The following is a 16,145-nucleotide window of genomic DNA, read 5'->3' as shown; positions in this document are numbered from 1 at the left end:
AAGGCGATGCGCTACCTTCCGCTCACCGAGGCCGACCGGCGCGACATGCTGGCGGCGATCGGCGCCCGCTCCGTCGACGAGCTGTTCCGCGACGTGCCGGCCACGGCGCGGCTGTCGGGCAAGGTCGCGGGCCTGCCCGACCATCTGGGAGAGCTCGAGGTCGAGCGCGCCTTCCAGGACTTCGCGGCGATGAACGTGTCGCCGTCGACCGCGCCGTTCTTCATCGGTGCCGGGGCCTACCGCCATCACGTGCCGGCCACGGTCGACTACGTGATCCAGCGCGGCGAGTTCCTCACCTCCTACACGCCCTACCAGCCCGAGGTGACGCAGGGCACGCTGCAGTACCTGTTCGAGTTCCAGACCCAGGTCAGCCTGCTCACCGGCATGGAGGTGGCGAACGCCTCGATGTACGACGGCTCGACTGCCGCCTCCGAGGCGGTGCTGATGGCCAACCGCATCACGCGCCGCAGCAAGGCGCTGATCTCCGGCGGGCTGCATCCGCACTATCGCAGCGTCATCGAGACCACCGCGCACTGGCAGGGCTACCGGGTGGTGGCGGCCGCGGCCGACGCCGAGGGGCTGGAGGACCTGATCGCCCGGATCGACAAGGAGACGTCCTGCGTCGTCGTCCAGAATCCGAGCTTCTTCGGCCATGTCCGCGACTTCGCCGCGCTGGCCGAGGCCTGCCACGCCGCCGGCGCGCTGCTGATCGTGGTGGTGACCGAGGTCGTGTCGCTCGGGCTGATCAAGCCGCCGGGCGAGATGGGCGCCGACATCGTCGTGTGCGAGGGCCAGTCGATCGGCAACGGGCTGGGCTTCGGCGGCCCCTATGTCGGACTGTTCGCCACCCGCGACAAGTTCCTGCGCCAGATGCCGGGACGCCTCGCCGGCGAGACGGTCGATGCCGACGGCAAGCGCGGCTTCGTGCTGACCCTCTCGACGCGCGAGCAGCACATCCGCCGCGAGAAGGCGACGTCCAACATCTGCACCAATGCCGGCCTCTGCGCGCTGGCCTTCACGGTGCACCTCACCCTGCTGGGCGAGGCGGGCCTGCGCCGCCTGGCCGAGATCAACCACGACAAGGCGAACGAGCTCGCCGACCGTGTCGCCGCGCTGCCCGGCGTCGAGCTGCTGAACGAGAGCTTCTTCAACGAGTTCTGCGTGCGCCTGCCGAAGCCCGCCGCGCCGGTGGTCGAGGCACTGGCAGCCCGGCGCATCCTGGGCGGGGTGCCGGTGTCGCGGCTGATCCCCGACGACCCGGGCGTCGCCAACCTGCTCCTGCTCGCCGCCACCGAGACGGCGACCGAGAGGGGCATGGCCGCGCTGGTCGCCGGTCTGAAGGAGGTTCTGTGATGGTCCAGTCGCTCGACCGCTCCCAGGGCCGTACCGGAGCCGCAGCCGCCGTGGCCGGCGAGGCTCCCGCGACCTTCACCGGCAATCGCGCGCTCATGATCGAGGAGCCGCTGATCTTCGAGATGGGCCAGCCCGGCCGATGCGGCGTCGACCTGCCCGCACCGCTGGCCGGCGCTCCCCGCGGCCGGGACCGGCTGAACGGGCTGCGGCGCGCCGGCGAGATCGGCCTGCCGGGCCTCGGCGAGCCGCAGGTCGTGCAGCACTACACGCGGCTCAGCCAGAAGAACTACGCCATCGACATGGGCGTCTATCCGCTGGGCTCGTGCACCATGAAGCACAATCCGCGGCTGAACGAGAAGGTGGCGCGGCTGCCCGGCATCGGCGACCTGCATCCGCTGCAGCCGGTCTCGACCGTTCAGGGCGCGCTGGCGCTGATCGACAGCCTGGCGCACTGGCTGAAGACCCTGACCGGCCTGCCGGCGGTGGCGATGTCGCCGGCCGCCGGCGCGCATGGCGAGATGTGCGGCATGATGGCGATCGCCGCCGCGCTCGAGGCGCGTGGCGAGCGCGCCGGACGCCGCACGGTGCTGGCGCCGGAATCGGCGCACGGCACCAATCCCGCGACCGCGGCGGCGCTTGGCTTCACCGTGAAGCCGATCCCGGCCAACGATCGCGGCCGGGTCGACCTCGACGCCCTGAAGTCGGCGCTCGGTCCCGACGTCGCGGCGATCATGCTGACCAACCCCAACACCTGCGGCCTGTTCGAGGACGAGATCGTCGAGATCGCGCGCGCGGTGCACGAGGCCGGGGCCTACTTCTATTGCGACGGCGCCAACTTCAACGCCATCGCCGGCCGGGTGCGGCCGGGCGACCTCGGCGTCGACTGCATGCACATCAACCTGCACAAGACCTTCTCGACGCCGCACGGCGGCGGCGGGCCGGGAGCGGGACCGGTCGTGCTGTCGGCAGCGCTGGCGCCCTTCGCGCCCTATCCGTGGATCGTGAAGGACGGCGACGGCTGGCGCGTCGCCGAGGACGGCGCGGCGGTCGACGGCAAGCCGGTGGGACGGCTCAAGGCCTTCCACGGCCAGATGGGCATGTTCACCCGGGCGCTCGCCTACATCATGAGCCACGGCGCCGACGGCCTGAAGCAGGCCTCCGAGGACGCGGTGCTCTCGGCCAACTACGTGCTGGCCTCGCTCAAGGACGTCATGACGCCGGCGTTCGACGGGCCCTGCATGCACGAAGCGCTGTTCGACGACGGCTTCCTCAAGGACACCGGCGTCAGCACGCTCGACTTCGCCAAGGCGATGATCGACGAGGGCTACCATCCCATGACCATGTACTTCCCGCTGGTCGTGCATGGCGCCCTGCTGATCGAGCCGACCGAGAGCCAGGCCAAGGAGGATCTCGACCTCTTCATCGCCGCCCTGCGCTCGCTGGCCGAGCGGGCGAAGAGCGGAACGGCGACCGAAGACTTCAAGGCGGCGCCGCGATTTGCCCCGCGGCGGCGCCTCGACGAGACGCTGGCCGCGCGCAAGCCCGTCCTGCGCTGGCGCCCGTCGAACAACCCGCCCGGAAGCGATCCGCTGAAGCAGGCGGCGGAGTAGGCCGGGCGTTCTTCCCTACGAAAGGGCAGGGCCGCGATCGGTAGGCACACGGTCGCTCTTGGCGCACGATAGGACTGTTGACGTTGTCGGCAACAGTCGAGAGATGCGAGCGCCATGAGAGTCTTCACCACGCTGCCGCAGGAAGACCTGCGCAAGGTCGGCCCTGCCGCCCGCGCCATCGAGGCGACGGGCTATACCGGCGTCAGCACGCAGGAGAACCGGCACGATCCCTTCCTGTCGCTGGCGGTGGCGGGGGCGGCGACCGAGCGGCTGGAGCTGCATACCGGCGTCGCCATTTCCTTCGCGCGCTCGCCGATGACGGTGGCCAATGTCGGCTGGGACCTCGCCGCCAGCTACGGGCCGCAGCGCGTCACGATCGGGCTCGGCAGCCAGGTCCGGGCGCACAACGAGCGGCGCTTCTCGGTGCCCTGGTCGCCGCCGGCGCCGCGCATGCGCGAGTATATCCAGGCGGTGCGGGCGATCTGGGCGGCCTGGAAGGGCGACGGCAAACTCGCCTACGAGGGCAAGCACTACCGCTTCACCCTGATGACGCCGAATTTCGTGCCGGAGGCCTATGAGGGGCCGGCGCCGCGGCTCGGCCTCGCGGCGGTCGGGCCGGCCATGCTGAAGGTCGCGGCCGAGGAATCCGACGACGTGAAGCTCCACGTCTTCTGCACCCGCAAGTACCTGGCCGAGACCATCATGCCGATCCTCGAGGCGGGACTCGCCAAGTCGGGACGGAAGCGCGAGGCCTTCGAGATCTCGGGTGGCGGCTTCGTCGTCACCGGCAAGGACGACGCGGCGGTGCAGAAGCTGTTCGACTGGGTGCGCTACCGCGTCGCCTTCTATGGCTCGACGCCGGCCTACTGGCCGGTGTTCGAGGCGCACGGGCTGGGCGATCTCGGCCGCAAGCTCAACGCCATGACGCGGGCGGGCCAGTGGGACCAGATGGCGAAGGAGGTGCCCGACGACGTCGTGCACCTGTTCGCCGCGGTCGGCCGCCACGACCAGATCGCCAAGGCGATCGAGGCGCGGTTCGGCGGCCTGGTCGATTCGATCAGCGCCAGCGCCAACTCGGCCAAGCCCTCGGACCTGTCGCCCGACCTGCTGCAGGACCTCGCGCGGATCCCGACCGTCTACAGGCACGCGTAGAAGAGTCTGTTGGAGCGCGGACCTCCAGGTCCGCGCTCCCATGACGCGCCACCCGTGGCGCTCATGCGCGCTCGCAGCGACTCAATCGAACAGGGTCGCCAGCCGCTGCTTCATCTGGTCGGCGATGTAGAGCGCCACCGCCTGGATGGTCGAGGTCGGGTTCACGCCGCCGCCGGTCACGAACACGCTGCCGTCGACGATGAACAGGTTCCTGACGTCGTGGCTGCGGCCCCATTCGTTCACCACCGAGCGCTCGGGATCGGTGCCCATGCGCGCCGTGCCCAGCAGGTGGCCGGGATAGTTGAGCGCCGTGCGCGAGCAGAAGATGCGCCGGGCGCCGGCGGCGGCCAGGATCTCCTCGGCGCGCGCGATGCCGTGCTCCATCATGCGGCGCGTATTGTCGCCGATCGTGTAGTCGATCTTCGGCGCCGGGATCCCGTTGCTGTCCTTGAGCACGGGATCGAGCGTGACGCGGTTGTGCGCCTCCGGCAGGTCGTCGCAGGCGATGCCGATGCCGACCCGGTGGTCGAGCATCTCGCGGTAGACGCGGTGATGGTCGCGCCCCCAGGGGAGCTGGCCGGCCGCCATGGCGCCGACCGCCTGGGTCACCGGGCCGGTGCCGCGATTGAACTGCAGCGTGTAGCCGCGCACGAAGCCGCGGCTGCGGTCGGTCTCGTAGAACTCCTTGCTCCACATGTTGGTGATCGGCGCCCGGCCGCCATCCAGCGTCTCCTCGACATAGCCCGAGACCATCGGCCAGGGGTGCATCATCAGGTTGCGGCCGACCATCCCCGAGGAATTGGCGAGACCGTTCGGAAACTTGCCCGAGGCCGAGTTCAGCAGCAGGCGCGGCGTGCCGACGCCGTTGCAGGCCAGGATCACCACCTCGGCCGGCTGGAAGTGCTCGCGACCCTCGGCGTCGTAGTAGACCGCGCCGGCCGCCATGCCCTCGGCGTCTGTGGTGATCTCGCGCACGCGGGCGCGCGGGCGCAGCTCGACGCCGCTGCGGATCGCCAGCGGCCAGTAGGTGATGTCGGTGCTGGCCTTGGCGCCCTGGGCGCAGCCCGGCGTGCAATGGCCGAGGTTGATGCAGGGCGCGCGGCCCTCGTACTCCGTGGTGGCGATGGTCGTGTCGGACGGCCACCAGTGCCAGCCCAGCCGGTTCATCGCCTTGCCGTAATGCGTGCCGGTCCGGCCGAGCGGAATCGGCGGCATGGGCGGGTCGCGCGGCGGCACGCCGGGATCGCCGGCGAGGCCCGACACGCCCATCATGCGGTCGTTCTCGGCGTAGAACTTCTCCAGCGTCCAGTAGTCGATCGGCCAGTCGTCGGCGACGCCGTCGAGCGACTTCACCTTGAAGTCCGACGGGTGCAGGCGCGGCCAGTGGGCGGTGTAGATGATCGTGCCGCCGCCGACGCCGTTGAAGTTCGCGACCTTCATCGGCGAGGCGTCGTCGTTCACCGGATAGTCGGTGTCGCGCCCGCGCCGGTTGGGGCTGATCTCGAAGTCGGTGTAGCGGCGCGCCTCCCAGTCGCGGCCGTTGCTGGGGAAGTCGGTGGGCTTCATCCAGTCGCCCTGCTCGAGGCAGAGGATGCGCATCTTCGTCTCGGCCAGGCTCCAGGCGACGGCGGCGCCCGAGGCGCCGGAGCCGACGATCAGGACGTCGACCTTGTCGTGGTTCATCGCCCGGCCTCCCGGCGATCGTCGCGCCACAGCGGCGGGCGCTGGCGCACGGCATCGAGCAGCGACCAGTCGCCCTGCTCCAGCACGTAGCCGCCGGGGAAGGGCGCGCGGGCCTCGTGCTTCAGCGCCAGCAGCACGCGGTCGTCGCGGTAATAGGCGGCCAGCACGACCCGGCCGAGGGCTGCCGCCGGCGCGCCGCCGCTCGCCTGGTAGTCGTTGAGCAGTGCCTCGCGCTGCCCGTCGTCGAGCGGGCTGAGGCCCCCCGGCGCCCGCGCCGCGATCGCCGCCAGCGCCTCGCGCACCAGCGGCAGGTCGCGCCCCAGCGTGCGCAGGATGTCGTCCTGGATGGCGGGATCGTCGGCACCCGGCACGCCGTGCTCGGCGCTGGCCGGGATCATGGCGCCGGCGATCTCGCGCAGGGCTGCGGTCTCGGCAGTGGACAGGGAGGCGGCGGCGGGATCGGTGGTCATGCCGGACGCTACCACGGCGCAAGAAAAAGCCCCCGCCTTTCGGCGGGGGCTGCCAGGTAGCCCGCGATTTTTCTATGCGGGCAATCTCAATGCAGGCGGCGCGGCAGCTCGGCGATCGCCTCGTCGATCTGGGCCTGCGACTGGGCGCCGCCGACCTGCTGGCGCAGCAGGTTGCGGGTCGCGGTCAGGGCCACGTCGACGGCCATGTTGCGGACCTCGCGCGCCGCCTGGGCCTCGGCCTGGGCGATGCGGTCGCGGGCCTGCTGCTCGCGGCGGGCGATCAGCGTCTCGCGCTCCTCCGCGGCATGCTGGGCGATGCGCTCGGCCTCCTGCCGGGCCTGGGCCACGATCTCCTGCGACAGGCGCGCCGAATCGGCGAGGTTCTTCTGCGCCTCGTCGCGCGCCTTCTGCGCTTCCTGGCGCAGCATCTCGGCCTCGCCGAGCGTGCGCGCGATCAGGGCGCGGCGGTCGTCGAGCATCTTCACGATGCCCTCCACCATCTTCTTGCCGGTCAGCGCCAGGAAGATGACGAACGCGACGGCGACCCAGAAGGCCGGGTCGGCGAACAGGCCACCGCCGCCATGCGCGTCGGCGGCCCAAGCGGTGCTGATCATGTCTTGCCTGCCTTTGCCGCGGCGTCGACGGCGTTCGCGACCTGGGCGGCGTCGGCCGGGCCCACGAGCTTCGACATCACGGCCGAGGCGATCTCGGCCGACATGCCGGTGAGCCCTGCCATGGCCTGGTTGCGCTGGTCGGCGATGCGCCGCTCGGCCGCGGCGATATCGGCCGCGAGCTTGTCGGCGATCTCGTGCATCCGGGCCGAGGTCTGGCCGGCCGCCGCTTCCGAAGCCGCGCGCAGGACCTGGGAGGCTTCTCCGCGGGCGGCGCCCAGCGCCTTCTCCTGGTCGGCGGCCGCCGCGCGAGCGACGTCATTGGCCTTCTGGGCGGCGTCGAGGTCGCCCTGGATCTTGCGCTCGCGCTCTTCCATCGTCTTGCCGATCCCGGGCAGGACCAGCTTCGACATCAGGAAGTAGAGGACCGCGAAGCACACGACCAGCCAGAAGATCTGGCTGGGAAAGCGCGAGACGTCGAACTGCGGCATGCCGCTCTTCCCGGTCTCCTCGGCCGCCAGCACGGGGCCGGCGGCGAGCAGGAAGACGGCGACCGAGGCCGACGCCCAGGTCCGAGGTGCCTGAACGGGCACGATCGAACTCAGGCGAAGAGGGCGATCAGCGCGACGATCAGCGCGAACAGCGCGATGGCCTCGGTGACGGCGAAGCCGATCCAGATGTTGGCGCCGATTTCGGCCTTCGAGGCCGGGTTGCGGGAAAGGGCCGAGATGTAGCTGGCCCACACGTTGCCCACGCCGATGCCGGCGCCGATCATGCCGATCGCGGCGAGGCCTGCACCGATGAACTTGGCGGCTGTGGCGTCCATGTCTGTCTCCTGTTTCGAACGTTGACGTGTTGGATGGAAGGGTACGGGCGCGGCGATCAGTGCAGATGCAGCGCGTCGTTCAGGTAGATGCAGCAGAGGATCGTGAAGATGTAGGCCTGCAGCACCGCGACCAGCAGCTCGAGCGCGGTGATGGCGACCAGCACGACCAGCGGCACGACGCCGAAGATGCCCAGCGCCACCACGAAGCCCGCCAGTACCTTCAGCAGCACGTGGCCGACCGTCATGTTGGCAAACAGTCGGACCGACAGGCTGATCGGACGGCTGAGATAGGACACGAGCTCGATGGGAATCAGGATCGGCGCGGTGAACAGCGGCGCGCCGTGCGGGAAGAACAGCGAGAAGAAGTGCAGCCCGTGGCGATAGATCCCGATCAGCGTCACCGCCAGGAAGACGACGATCGCCATGAAGAAGGTGACGGCGATCTGGCTGGTGAAGGTGAAGCCGTAGGGCAGCAGGCCCAGCACGTTGCCGAACAGGGTGAAGATGAAGAGCGTGAAGATGAACGGGAAGTATCGCTTGCCGGCGCTGCCGACATTGTCCCGGATCATGTTGGCGATGAAGTCGTAGAACAGCTCCGACATCGCCTGCATGCGGCCCGGCACCAGGGCGCCGCGGTTGCCCGCGAGCAGCAGGCCGGCCGAGGCGACCACCGCCGCCATCATGAAGACCGCCGAATTGGTGACCGCTATCGGATGCCCGCCGATGCTGAACAGCGGGGGCGTGATGTCATGGATCGCGAACTGTTCAAGCGGACTGGCCACGATACTCTATCCCCAAATCAGCTCTTCTCATTTCCCGGGGCTTTCCTTGCTGCGCCGCTCCTCCGCCTGCGCAACCCGGTAGACGTTCAGGAACGCCGCACAACACCCCAGCACAAAGCCGACTATCAGCAGCCAGGGCTTCGTGCCCAGCCACCGATCGGCCATCAGACCGATGAACGCCCCCGCCACGACGCCGGCGACCAGTTCGACGGCGATCCGCATCCCGACGCCCAGCTTCTCGCTGCCGGCACTCCGGTTGGACGGCTTCGAGGACCGGCCGGTCCCCTTCTCGTATTCCTGACGGACCCCCTTGAGGCGCCGGTCAAGATCGTCGGACTGGGACTTGCGATCGCTGTCTGCCATCACCGGATGCTCCGCTCCGGGGTCCCCACCCCGACCGCCGCCCGGGATGGACTGCGGTCAGGATGAAAAACGCGCCGGAAACTATTGGCCGGCCCACCGGGTGTCAAGCAGACGCGGCGATGTGACAAGGCCTGAAAAACCAACAGGTTGCGCCCACCTAGGCCTTGAGGACCGAAAACGCCGCGTCGCCGTCGCGCGCCACCTGCGGAACGAGGTCGACTTCCCACTCCAGGTACTGCCGCATGGCGTCTTCGACCTTCACTTTCGTGTCACGGAAGTCGTAGGGCCGGTACCACACGTCGGTCGGCGGATCGGCCATGCGGACATGGCCGGTTTCCAGCGCCAGGCCGGCCTCCCGCCAGGCCTTCAGGCCGCCTTTCAGGACCGCGACCGGCCGGCCGCCGGCCGCCGCTTCGGCCTCCGGCGCCGCCAGGGTCGCGATCTCGCCGTCGGGCGAGACCAGCACGATGCGGGTCGCCTGCGGCTGCTTTGCCAGCATTTCGGGCAGGGTGCGGGCAAGGCCGGCCCGCACCGCGAACCAGGCCCCCGGCACGTGGCCGTCGCGGTAGCGCAGGCTGGTGTCGAGATCGACGACCAGCGTCCCGGCCAGGCCGGCGTTCAGCTCGGCGGCCGCGATCTCGGCCACGGCGGGCAGGGCGAAGCCTGCCGGGAAGCGCGGCTCGGCCGCGGTGGTGAGCTCGCCGGCGGCGGGCGCGTGGTCGAGGATATGGACGTCCTTCCAGCCCATCTGCATCAGCCAGTGCGCCGTCAGCGTGGCGCGCACCCCGTCATTGTCGTGCAGGACGATGGCGGCGTTGCGCGTGCCGACATACTGGTCGGTCGCCTGCACGAGCTGGCCGCCGGCCGCATGGCGGAAGCCCTTGAGATGGCCGGCCGCATACTCGGCGGGATCGCGCACGTCGAGCCGGTGGACGGGGACGCCGCGGGCCAGCCGGTCGGCTGCCAGGGCCTCGAGGCCGGCCTTGTCGATATGGGCGATGTTCATCCGCTCCCCGAGCCGGTTGGCGGCGGCCCGGGCGAAGGTCGCCGCCTCCGGGCCCTGCGGCCCGAAGCTGCGGGTCTCGCCGCGCGCCACCTGCAGGCCGGCGAGGTGCCAGCCCATGGTGCCGTTCTTGAGGGCGATCACCTTGTTCGGCAGGCCTGCATTGATCAGCGACTGGGCGCCGATGATCGAGCGGGTGCGGCCGGCGCAGTTCACCACCACCAGCGTCTCGGGGCGCGGCGCCAGGTCCTTGACCCGGTAGACCAGCTCGGCCCCCGGGCAGTCTATGCCGCCGGGGATCGACATGTTGTTGAACTCCGGCATCGGCCGCGAATCCAGGATCACCAGGTCGGTCCCGTCGTCGACCAGCTTCTGGAGGTCGGCGGCGTCGATGCGCGGCGTGTCGTTCTCGTGCTCGACGACTTCGCCGAACGCCTTGCTGGGCACGTTGACGCCGGTGAAGACCTCGTAGCCGGCGGCGCGCCAGGCCGCGAGCCCGCCCGCCATGACGGCAACGTTCGTGTAGCCGAGCTGCGACAGCCGGGCGGCGGCGCGGTTGGCGCGGCCTTCCCACTGCGGGTCGACGGCCGGCTCGCCGCTGTCCATCAGCACGATGCGGGTGTGTGGGTCGGGCAGCAGGGCCAGCGCCCGCGGCTCCAGCCGCGACAGCGGCAGCGGCGTGGCGAACAGCGGATGGCCCTGCTGGGCGAACTCGCCCTCCTCGCGGACGTCGAGGAAGGCGAAGACCTCGCCCGCCTTCAGCATCGCCTTGACCGCGGCGGCCGACAGGAGCGGCGTCAGGATGCGCGCCTTGGCCATGAACCGCTTGGCCGTGCCGCTCGCGAGGTCGACCGATACGCGGTCGGGCAGGTGCTCGAGGCTGAGCCCGTAGAAGTGCAGGTGCAGCGCGTTGCCCGAGCCGGCGGGCGTCTCGATATGGTGGAAGTCCTCGGGCAGGTAGCAGATGACGTCGCCGCGCCGCAGGGTCTTCTCCTTGGCCGGCGCCTCGCGCAGCTGCACCTGGTCGGCGCGCGCGCCATTGTCGAGCCGGTCGTAGACGACGTTGCGCTCGGCGCCGTGCACGCCCGCGATGATCGCCCAGGTCGTGTGATTGTGCGGCGGCACCTTCTTGCCGGCGCCGCCGGCCGAGGCATAGAGCGCGAAGCGATGGTCCGGATCCTCGCTCAGCCGGTAGATGCCGCCGTCGGCGCCGAGCGGGAACTCGTCCTGCGGGAAGAGGTCGGCGCGGGCCGCCAGCGACGCCAGCAGCCCGCCGATCTTCTCGAGGTTGGCGCGGGTGACGCCGGTCTTCTCGATGGCGCGGGACTCTTCGACCAGGCGCCGGACGGAAGCGGCGCGCTCCTGATGCAGGGACATGGGGGTTCCTCCGTTGCCGGCAGTATAGCCATCCGGCGCTTGTCGCCCCATGCCATATGCCACTACCCTCCCGGCATGAAACGCATCGTCTCGGTCGTCCTGATGGGGGCGGCGACCATGGTGGCGGCGTCGGCCCTGGCCCAGACCCAGAGCAAGCCCAAGCCGCCGGCCAAGCCCGCGGCGGCGAAGCCCGTCGCCGCCAAGCAGGCAGCCCGCGGCCACTCGACGGCCGGGCGGCGCCATCCCACGATCATTCCGCGGGCGGCCGTGTTCGTGCCGCCGCCGCCGGTGATCGAGCTCGACGAGATCGCGGTGGTCGCCGATCTGCCGACCGTGCTCGATGCCGGGACGCGCGACAGCTACCGCCGCATCTTCCAGGACCAGGCCGCCGGCAATTTCGGCCAGGCCGATGCCGAGATCGCCCGGCTCAAGGACAAGACGCTGATGGGCTATGTCGGCGCCCAGCGCTTCCTCGGCCGCGGCTACCAGGCGCGCTACGACGAACTGGCCGCCTGGCTGCAGGAGTACAACGACCATCCCGATGCGCCGGCGATCTACAAGCTGGCGCTGGCCCGCCGCACGCGCGGCTCGGGGGACCTGACGCCGGCCACCTTCGTCGGCCAGGCGCAGCCCTCGCCGAACTTCGCCGCCGCCCGCACGGTGAGCGGCGCCGATGCCACGCGCGCTGCCGAGCTCAGGGCGCGCCTGCAGCAGATGGCCGACGATGGCGGGTTCAACGCCGCCTTCGTCCTGCTCGACCGCAAGTCGACGGCCGAGGTGCTGGGGCCGCAGGAGGTCGAGCTGTGGCGCGGCCGCATGCGCACGCGGGCGCTCGAGGCCGATTCGCAGCGCGGCTTCCTCCTGCCGGTGGAGGCCGGCGTGCCGCCCGACGCCAACTGGAACGCCGCCCTGTCCGGCTTCACCCGCGGCGACATGGCCGACGCCGCCCGCCGCTTCGAGCTGGTCGCCGACGCCGCCCCCGACCGGGCTTCGTCCTGGACCCTGGCCGCCGGCTCGTTCTGGGCGGCGCGTGCCAACCTGCTGGCCGGCAACCCGCAGAAGTTCGCGCCCTATCTCAAGCGGGCGGCGCTGCATGGCCGCACCTTCTACGGGCTGATTGCCCAGAAGGCGCTGGGCATGAAGATCGAGCCGGACTGGGACGTGCCGCCGCTCGACCGCGCCCATCTCGACCAGCTGCGCAACGACCGCGCCGGCCGCCGCGCGCTCGCCCTGCTGCAGCTCGGCGCCGCGACCGCCGCCGAGCGCGAGCTGTTCGCCGCCGCCATCGACGCCGATCCGCAGTACATCGAAGCCGTGATGGGGCTGGCGAAGGCGGCCTCGATGCCGGGCCTGTCGGTGCGCGTCGGCAACGCCAACTGGGACCAGCGCCATCGCATCAAGGGCTACGACGGCGCCATGTATCCGATGCCGCCTTGGCAGCCGGCCGGCGGCTACTCGCTCGACCGCGCGCTGATCTGGGCGTTCATGCGTCAGGAATCGGCCTTCAATCCCAAGGCGCGTTCCTATGCCGGCGCCATGGGCCTGATGCAGCTCATGCCGCTCACCGCGCGCATCGTCACCAACAAGTGGCTGCCCGACCAGGCCGGGGTCAGCCCCTACGACCCGTCGGCCAATGTCGCGCTGGGCCAGGCCTATCTCGTGTCCCTGCTCACCGAGGTCGACAACAACCTCGTGCGCACGGCGGCGGGCTACAATGGCGGGCCGGGCAACGTGATGCGCTGGGACAACTCGCTCAACGCCTCGCAGGATCCGCTGCTCTACATCGCCTCGATCCCGTTCCAGGAGACGCGCGATTACGTGCAGCGCGTGCTGGCCAACTACTGGATGTACCAGATCCGGCTCGGCCAGCCGACGCCGTCGCTCGACCAGATCGCGGCCCACGAATGGCCGCGCTACCAGGCATTGGACAATGGGCGTTGAGTTGAGGTGACACGATGAGCATCGACCGACTGCGCCGCTTCATCGGGGACATGACGTCGCTGGTCGGCGGCGCCTGGCAGGACAGGGACGAGGCCGCGACCCTCGAGGTCGGGGCCAAGCTCCTGGGCGAGCTGGTGTTGCACGACGACTGGCTGCCCGAGCAGGCGGCCAAGGTGCCGTCGCACGGCTACGCCCAGAACCTCCTGTGGTGCGATCCCTTCGAGCGCTTCTGCGTCGTCAGCTTCGTGTGGGCGCCGGGCGCGGTGACCCCGGTGCACGATCACCAGATGTGGGGCATGGTCGGCATGCTGCGCGGCTCGGAGACCTCGCTCGCCTTCAAGCCCGACGCCGAGACCGGCGCCCTGAAGGCCGGCACGCTGACCGAGCTGAAGCCCGGCGACGTCGAGCTGCTGGTCCCGGCCGACGGCGACATCCACCAGGTGACCAACGCGCTGACGGACCGCGGCTCGATCAGCATCCACGTCTACGGCGGCAACATCGGCGCGGTGCGCCGGCACACGTTCGACGTCAAGACGGGCGAGCCCAAGCTCTTCGTCTCGGGCTACACCAACAAGGAACAGCCCAACATCTGGGATCGCTCCGCCGAGACGCGGGCGGCGTCGTAGTCCTCGGACTGCGCTCGGTCGCGGTTTGCCGAGGCCTCCTCGCGCGCTCTTGATCCTTGCTTATTCTGGGCCGCGCGAGCTCTCGCGCCTCGAAGGCGCTGCCGCTCGCCTGCATTGACGCGTGGGAACGCGTCAATGCTTGTGAGGATGCGGATGGGTCGGGTCGACCCAGTAGACCTCTTCGACCTTCTCGGCCGGCTCGATGTCGATGTTGATCGCGACCGCCTCGTTGTCGGAGCGCACCAGCACGCATTCCAGCGGCTCGGTGTCCGAGGCGTTGATCTCCTGGTGCGGCACGTAGGGCGGCACGTAGATGAAGTCGCCGGGACCGGCCTCGGCGGTGAACTGGAGCTGGTCGCCCCAGCGCATGCGGGCGCGGCCCTTCACGACGTAGATCACGCTTTCCAGGTGGCCGTGATGGTGGGCGCCGGTCTTGGCGTGGGCGTGGATGGTGACCGTGCCGGCCCACAGCTTCTGGGCGCCGACGCGCGCGAAGTTGATGGCCGCGGCGCGGTTCATGCCCGGGGTCTGGGCAGTGTTGGTGTCGAGCGAGCCGGCGGGGATCACCCGCACGCCGTCGTGCTTCCAGTCGGTCATGGCACCCATCTAGGCGCACGGCCTCGCCGCCGCAAGATGCCGGCTGTAGGATGGGGCATGAACAGGATCGACGACACGAAGCCCTTCAAGCCGGTGAACATCGCCGTGCTGACGGTCTCCGATACCCGCACGCTCGAGACGGACAAGTCGGGCGACACGCTGGTCGAGCGCATCGCCCGCGACGGCCATGTGCTGGCCGATCGCGCCATCGTCACCGACGACGTCGAGAAGATCCGCGCCCAGGTGAAGAAGTGGATCGACGATCCCGGCGTCGAGGCCGTCATCACGACAGGCGGCACCGGCGTCACCGGCCGCGACGTCACGCCCGAGGCGCTGGAGGCGCTGTTCGAGAAGCGCATCGACGGCTTCGGCGAGGTCTTCCGCTGGATCTCCTTCCAGAAGATCGGCACCTCGACCATGCAGTCGCGCGCCATCGCGGGCGTCGCCAACGCGACCTACATCTTCGCGCTGCCCGGCTCGACCGGCGCCTGCAGGGACGGCTGGGACGACATCCTGCGCCAGCAGCTCGACATCCGCTTCCGCCCCTGCAACTTCGCCGAGCTGATGCCGCGCCTCAACGAAGGCAAGATGCCGCGCAGTGGTTAGCTGGGAGCGCGCAGCTCCCTTCTGTCATCCTGAGCGGAGCGAAGGATCTCATGACATTGGCAAGCGGCGATGAAGTCCTTCGCTGCGCTCAGGACGACAGGGTAAGGCGATGATCGATTCCCTGCTCGCCGCGCTCCGCGAACGGCCGGCCTTCGCGTCGCTCACCGCGGCCGACCTGGTGCCGCTGCCGTCCACCGGCACCGCGCACGGCCATGTCGTGCTGTCGCGAGGCCTGCTGGCGCGCGTCGCCTATGCGCACGAGGGGGACCCGACGGCGGCGGCGCGTCTCGCGGTACAGGCCGCTTCCTTCCGCTATCTCGCGCCGGCCGGGCGCACGCCGCGCCTGCATGACGTGCTCGCGCCGCGGCCCGGCCTGCCCGGCGGCGCGCTGATCGTCGACCGCATCGAGGGTCACGTGCCGCGCCTGCCGGGCGACCTCGCCGCCATGGCCGACACGCTGGCGGCGATCCACGGCCTGCCGTTGCCGCCGCCCGGCTCGCCGATCCCGCGCCAGGGCGATCCTCTCGGCGAGACGCTGGCCGGCATCGAGCAGAACGCCGCGCGCTTCCTCGATGCGGCCGTGACCGACGGTGAGGCGCGGGCAGCGATCCGCGACGAGCTCGACCGGATGCGTACTCTCGCGGCCGGCCTCGACCGCGCGGCCCAGCCGCTCGCCGTGGCGCTGGCCGACACCCATCCCGGCAACTTCATCGTCGACTCAGCCGGCATCGCCTGGTTCGTCGATCTCGAGAAGGTCCATGTCGGCTCGCCCGCGATCGACCTCGCGCATGCCACCCTGCCGACCTCGACCCTGTGGCATCCGGCGGCGGGCAGGCTGCTGGCGCCGGCCGAGGTCGAGGCGTTCCACGCCCGCTACCGCGCAGCGGTCGGGCCCGGGCCGGCGATGCGTCTCGTGCCCTGGCTGCTGCCCATGCGCCGCCTCACGTGGCTGCGCACGACGCTGTTCATGGCGCGCTGGCGCGTCCAGACGCGGGCGCCGCGCGATCCCGACGATCCCGGCCAGTGGAGCGATGCCGGCCTCGCTCCGTCGATGAAGGCCCATATCGACAGCGTCATCGACCGCTGCCTGCGCCTCGACACCATCCAGGCGATCCGGCGCGAGTGGACCCCCAATCCCTAGTGGA

General features: G+C 70.4%; 16 protein-coding genes. 7 read left to right on the top strand and 9 right to left on the bottom strand.

Annotation, left to right across the window (positions count from 1 at the left end; all coding sequences use genetic code 11):
• The first annotated feature begins 6 nt into the window (after positions 1–6).
• The 3 genes from gcvPA (at position 7) to ACO073_RS00705 (ending at position 4,115) form a co-directional block, all read left to right on the top strand.
• Positions 7–1,353: an aminomethyl-transferring glycine dehydrogenase subunit GcvPA gene (gcvPA, locus tag ACO073_RS00715; RefSeq protein WP_421994249.1), complete on the top strand. Its 1,347-nt coding sequence runs from the start codon at positions 7–9 to the stop codon at positions 1,351–1,353.
• A complete protein-coding gene (gene gcvPB / locus ACO073_RS00710) occupies positions 1,353–2,963 on the top strand; it encodes an aminomethyl-transferring glycine dehydrogenase subunit GcvPB (RefSeq protein ID WP_421994247.1) in 1,611 nt (536 codons plus the stop codon). Before gcvPA ends, gcvPB begins: the two co-directional genes overlap by 1 nt.
• 114 nt (positions 2,964–3,077) lie before the next feature.
• Positions 3,078–4,115, top strand: coding sequence for a TIGR03617 family F420-dependent LLM class oxidoreductase (locus ACO073_RS00705; RefSeq protein WP_421994245.1), 1,038 nt, complete (start codon positions 3,078–3,080; stop codon positions 4,113–4,115).
• A gap of 81 nt (positions 4,116–4,196) precedes the next feature.
• On the opposite strand, the gene ACO073_RS00700 is transcribed toward ACO073_RS00705, so the two are convergent.
• The 8 genes from ACO073_RS00700 to ACO073_RS00665 all read right to left on the bottom strand — a co-directional run bounded on the left by ACO073_RS00700 (position 4,197) and on the right by ACO073_RS00665 (position 11,230).
• Positions 4,197–5,798, bottom strand: a complete 1,602-nt coding sequence (locus ACO073_RS00700; protein WP_421994243.1) for a GMC family oxidoreductase — start codon at positions 5,796–5,798, stop codon at positions 4,197–4,199.
• A complete protein-coding gene (locus tag ACO073_RS00695) occupies positions 5,795–6,268 on the bottom strand; it encodes a hypothetical protein (protein ID WP_421994241.1) in 474 nt (157 codons plus the stop codon). The genes ACO073_RS00700 and ACO073_RS00695 overlap by 4 nt, the downstream gene beginning before the upstream one ends.
• Before the next feature lie 86 nt (positions 6,269–6,354).
• Positions 6,355–6,882 carry an ATP F0F1 synthase subunit B gene (locus tag ACO073_RS00690; RefSeq protein ID WP_421994239.1) on the bottom strand — a complete coding sequence of 176 codons (528 nt, stop codon included), beginning with the start codon at positions 6,880–6,882 and terminating at the stop codon, positions 6,355–6,357.
• Positions 6,879–7,472: a hypothetical protein gene (locus ACO073_RS00685; protein WP_421994237.1), complete on the bottom strand. Its 594-nt coding sequence runs from the start codon at positions 7,470–7,472 to the stop codon at positions 6,879–6,881. Before ACO073_RS00685 ends, ACO073_RS00690 begins: the two co-directional genes overlap by 4 nt.
• 8 nt (positions 7,473–7,480) lie before the next feature.
• Positions 7,481–7,705, bottom strand: coding sequence for a F0F1 ATP synthase subunit C (locus tag ACO073_RS00680; protein ID WP_421994235.1), 225 nt, complete (start codon positions 7,703–7,705; stop codon positions 7,481–7,483).
• A gap of 56 nt (positions 7,706–7,761) precedes the next feature.
• A complete protein-coding gene (locus tag ACO073_RS00675) occupies positions 7,762–8,487 on the bottom strand; it encodes a F0F1 ATP synthase subunit A (protein ID WP_421994233.1) in 726 nt (241 codons plus the stop codon).
• 27 nt (positions 8,488–8,514) lie between these two features.
• On the bottom strand, positions 8,515–8,850 hold the full coding sequence (locus ACO073_RS00670; RefSeq protein WP_421994231.1) for an AtpZ/AtpI family protein: 336 nt from the start codon (positions 8,848–8,850) through the stop codon (positions 8,515–8,517).
• Positions 8,851–9,007: 157 nt separating this feature from the next.
• The gene (locus ACO073_RS00665; RefSeq protein WP_421994229.1) at positions 9,008–11,230 is read right to left on the bottom strand and encodes a rhodanese-like domain-containing protein; all 2,223 of its coding nucleotides are present in this window, start codon (positions 11,228–11,230) and stop codon (positions 9,008–9,010) included.
• A gap of 75 nt (positions 11,231–11,305) precedes the next feature.
• Between ACO073_RS00665 and ACO073_RS00660 the strand changes: the two genes are divergently transcribed.
• Together ACO073_RS00660 and ACO073_RS00655 are read left to right on the top strand one after the other, a co-directional pair.
• The gene (locus ACO073_RS00660; RefSeq protein WP_421994227.1) at positions 11,306–13,171 is read left to right on the top strand and encodes a lytic transglycosylase domain-containing protein; all 1,866 of its coding nucleotides are present in this window, start codon (positions 11,306–11,308) and stop codon (positions 13,169–13,171) included.
• Between the two features lie 14 nt (positions 13,172–13,185).
• The gene (locus ACO073_RS00655) at positions 13,186–13,797 is read left to right on the top strand and encodes a cysteine dioxygenase (protein ID WP_421994225.1); all 612 of its coding nucleotides are present in this window, start codon (positions 13,186–13,188) and stop codon (positions 13,795–13,797) included.
• Positions 13,798–13,929: 132 nt separating this feature from the next.
• Here the strand turns inward: ACO073_RS00655 and ACO073_RS00650 are convergent, their stop codons facing one another.
• Positions 13,930–14,394 carry a cupin domain-containing protein gene (locus ACO073_RS00650; protein WP_421994223.1) on the bottom strand — a complete coding sequence of 155 codons (465 nt, stop codon included), beginning with the start codon at positions 14,392–14,394 and terminating at the stop codon, positions 13,930–13,932.
• Between the two features lie 57 nt (positions 14,395–14,451).
• Between ACO073_RS00650 and moaB the strand changes: the two genes are divergently transcribed.
• On the top strand, positions 14,452–15,000 hold the full coding sequence (moaB, locus tag ACO073_RS00645) for a molybdenum cofactor biosynthesis protein B (RefSeq protein ID WP_421994221.1): 549 nt from the start codon (positions 14,452–14,454) through the stop codon (positions 14,998–15,000).
• Between the two features lie 109 nt (positions 15,001–15,109).
• Positions 15,110–16,141: a hypothetical protein gene (locus ACO073_RS00640; RefSeq protein WP_421994219.1), complete on the top strand. Its 1,032-nt coding sequence runs from the start codon at positions 15,110–15,112 to the stop codon at positions 16,139–16,141.
• Positions 16,142–16,145: the final 4 nt, after the last annotated feature.

The organism is Reyranella sp. (genome assembly GCF_965229815.1).
Taxonomy (GTDB): domain Bacteria; phylum Pseudomonadota; class Alphaproteobacteria; order Reyranellales; family Reyranellaceae; genus Reyranella.
The sequence above is the reverse complement of the archived record's forward strand: the minus strand, read 5'-3'. Positions and strand labels throughout refer to the sequence as shown.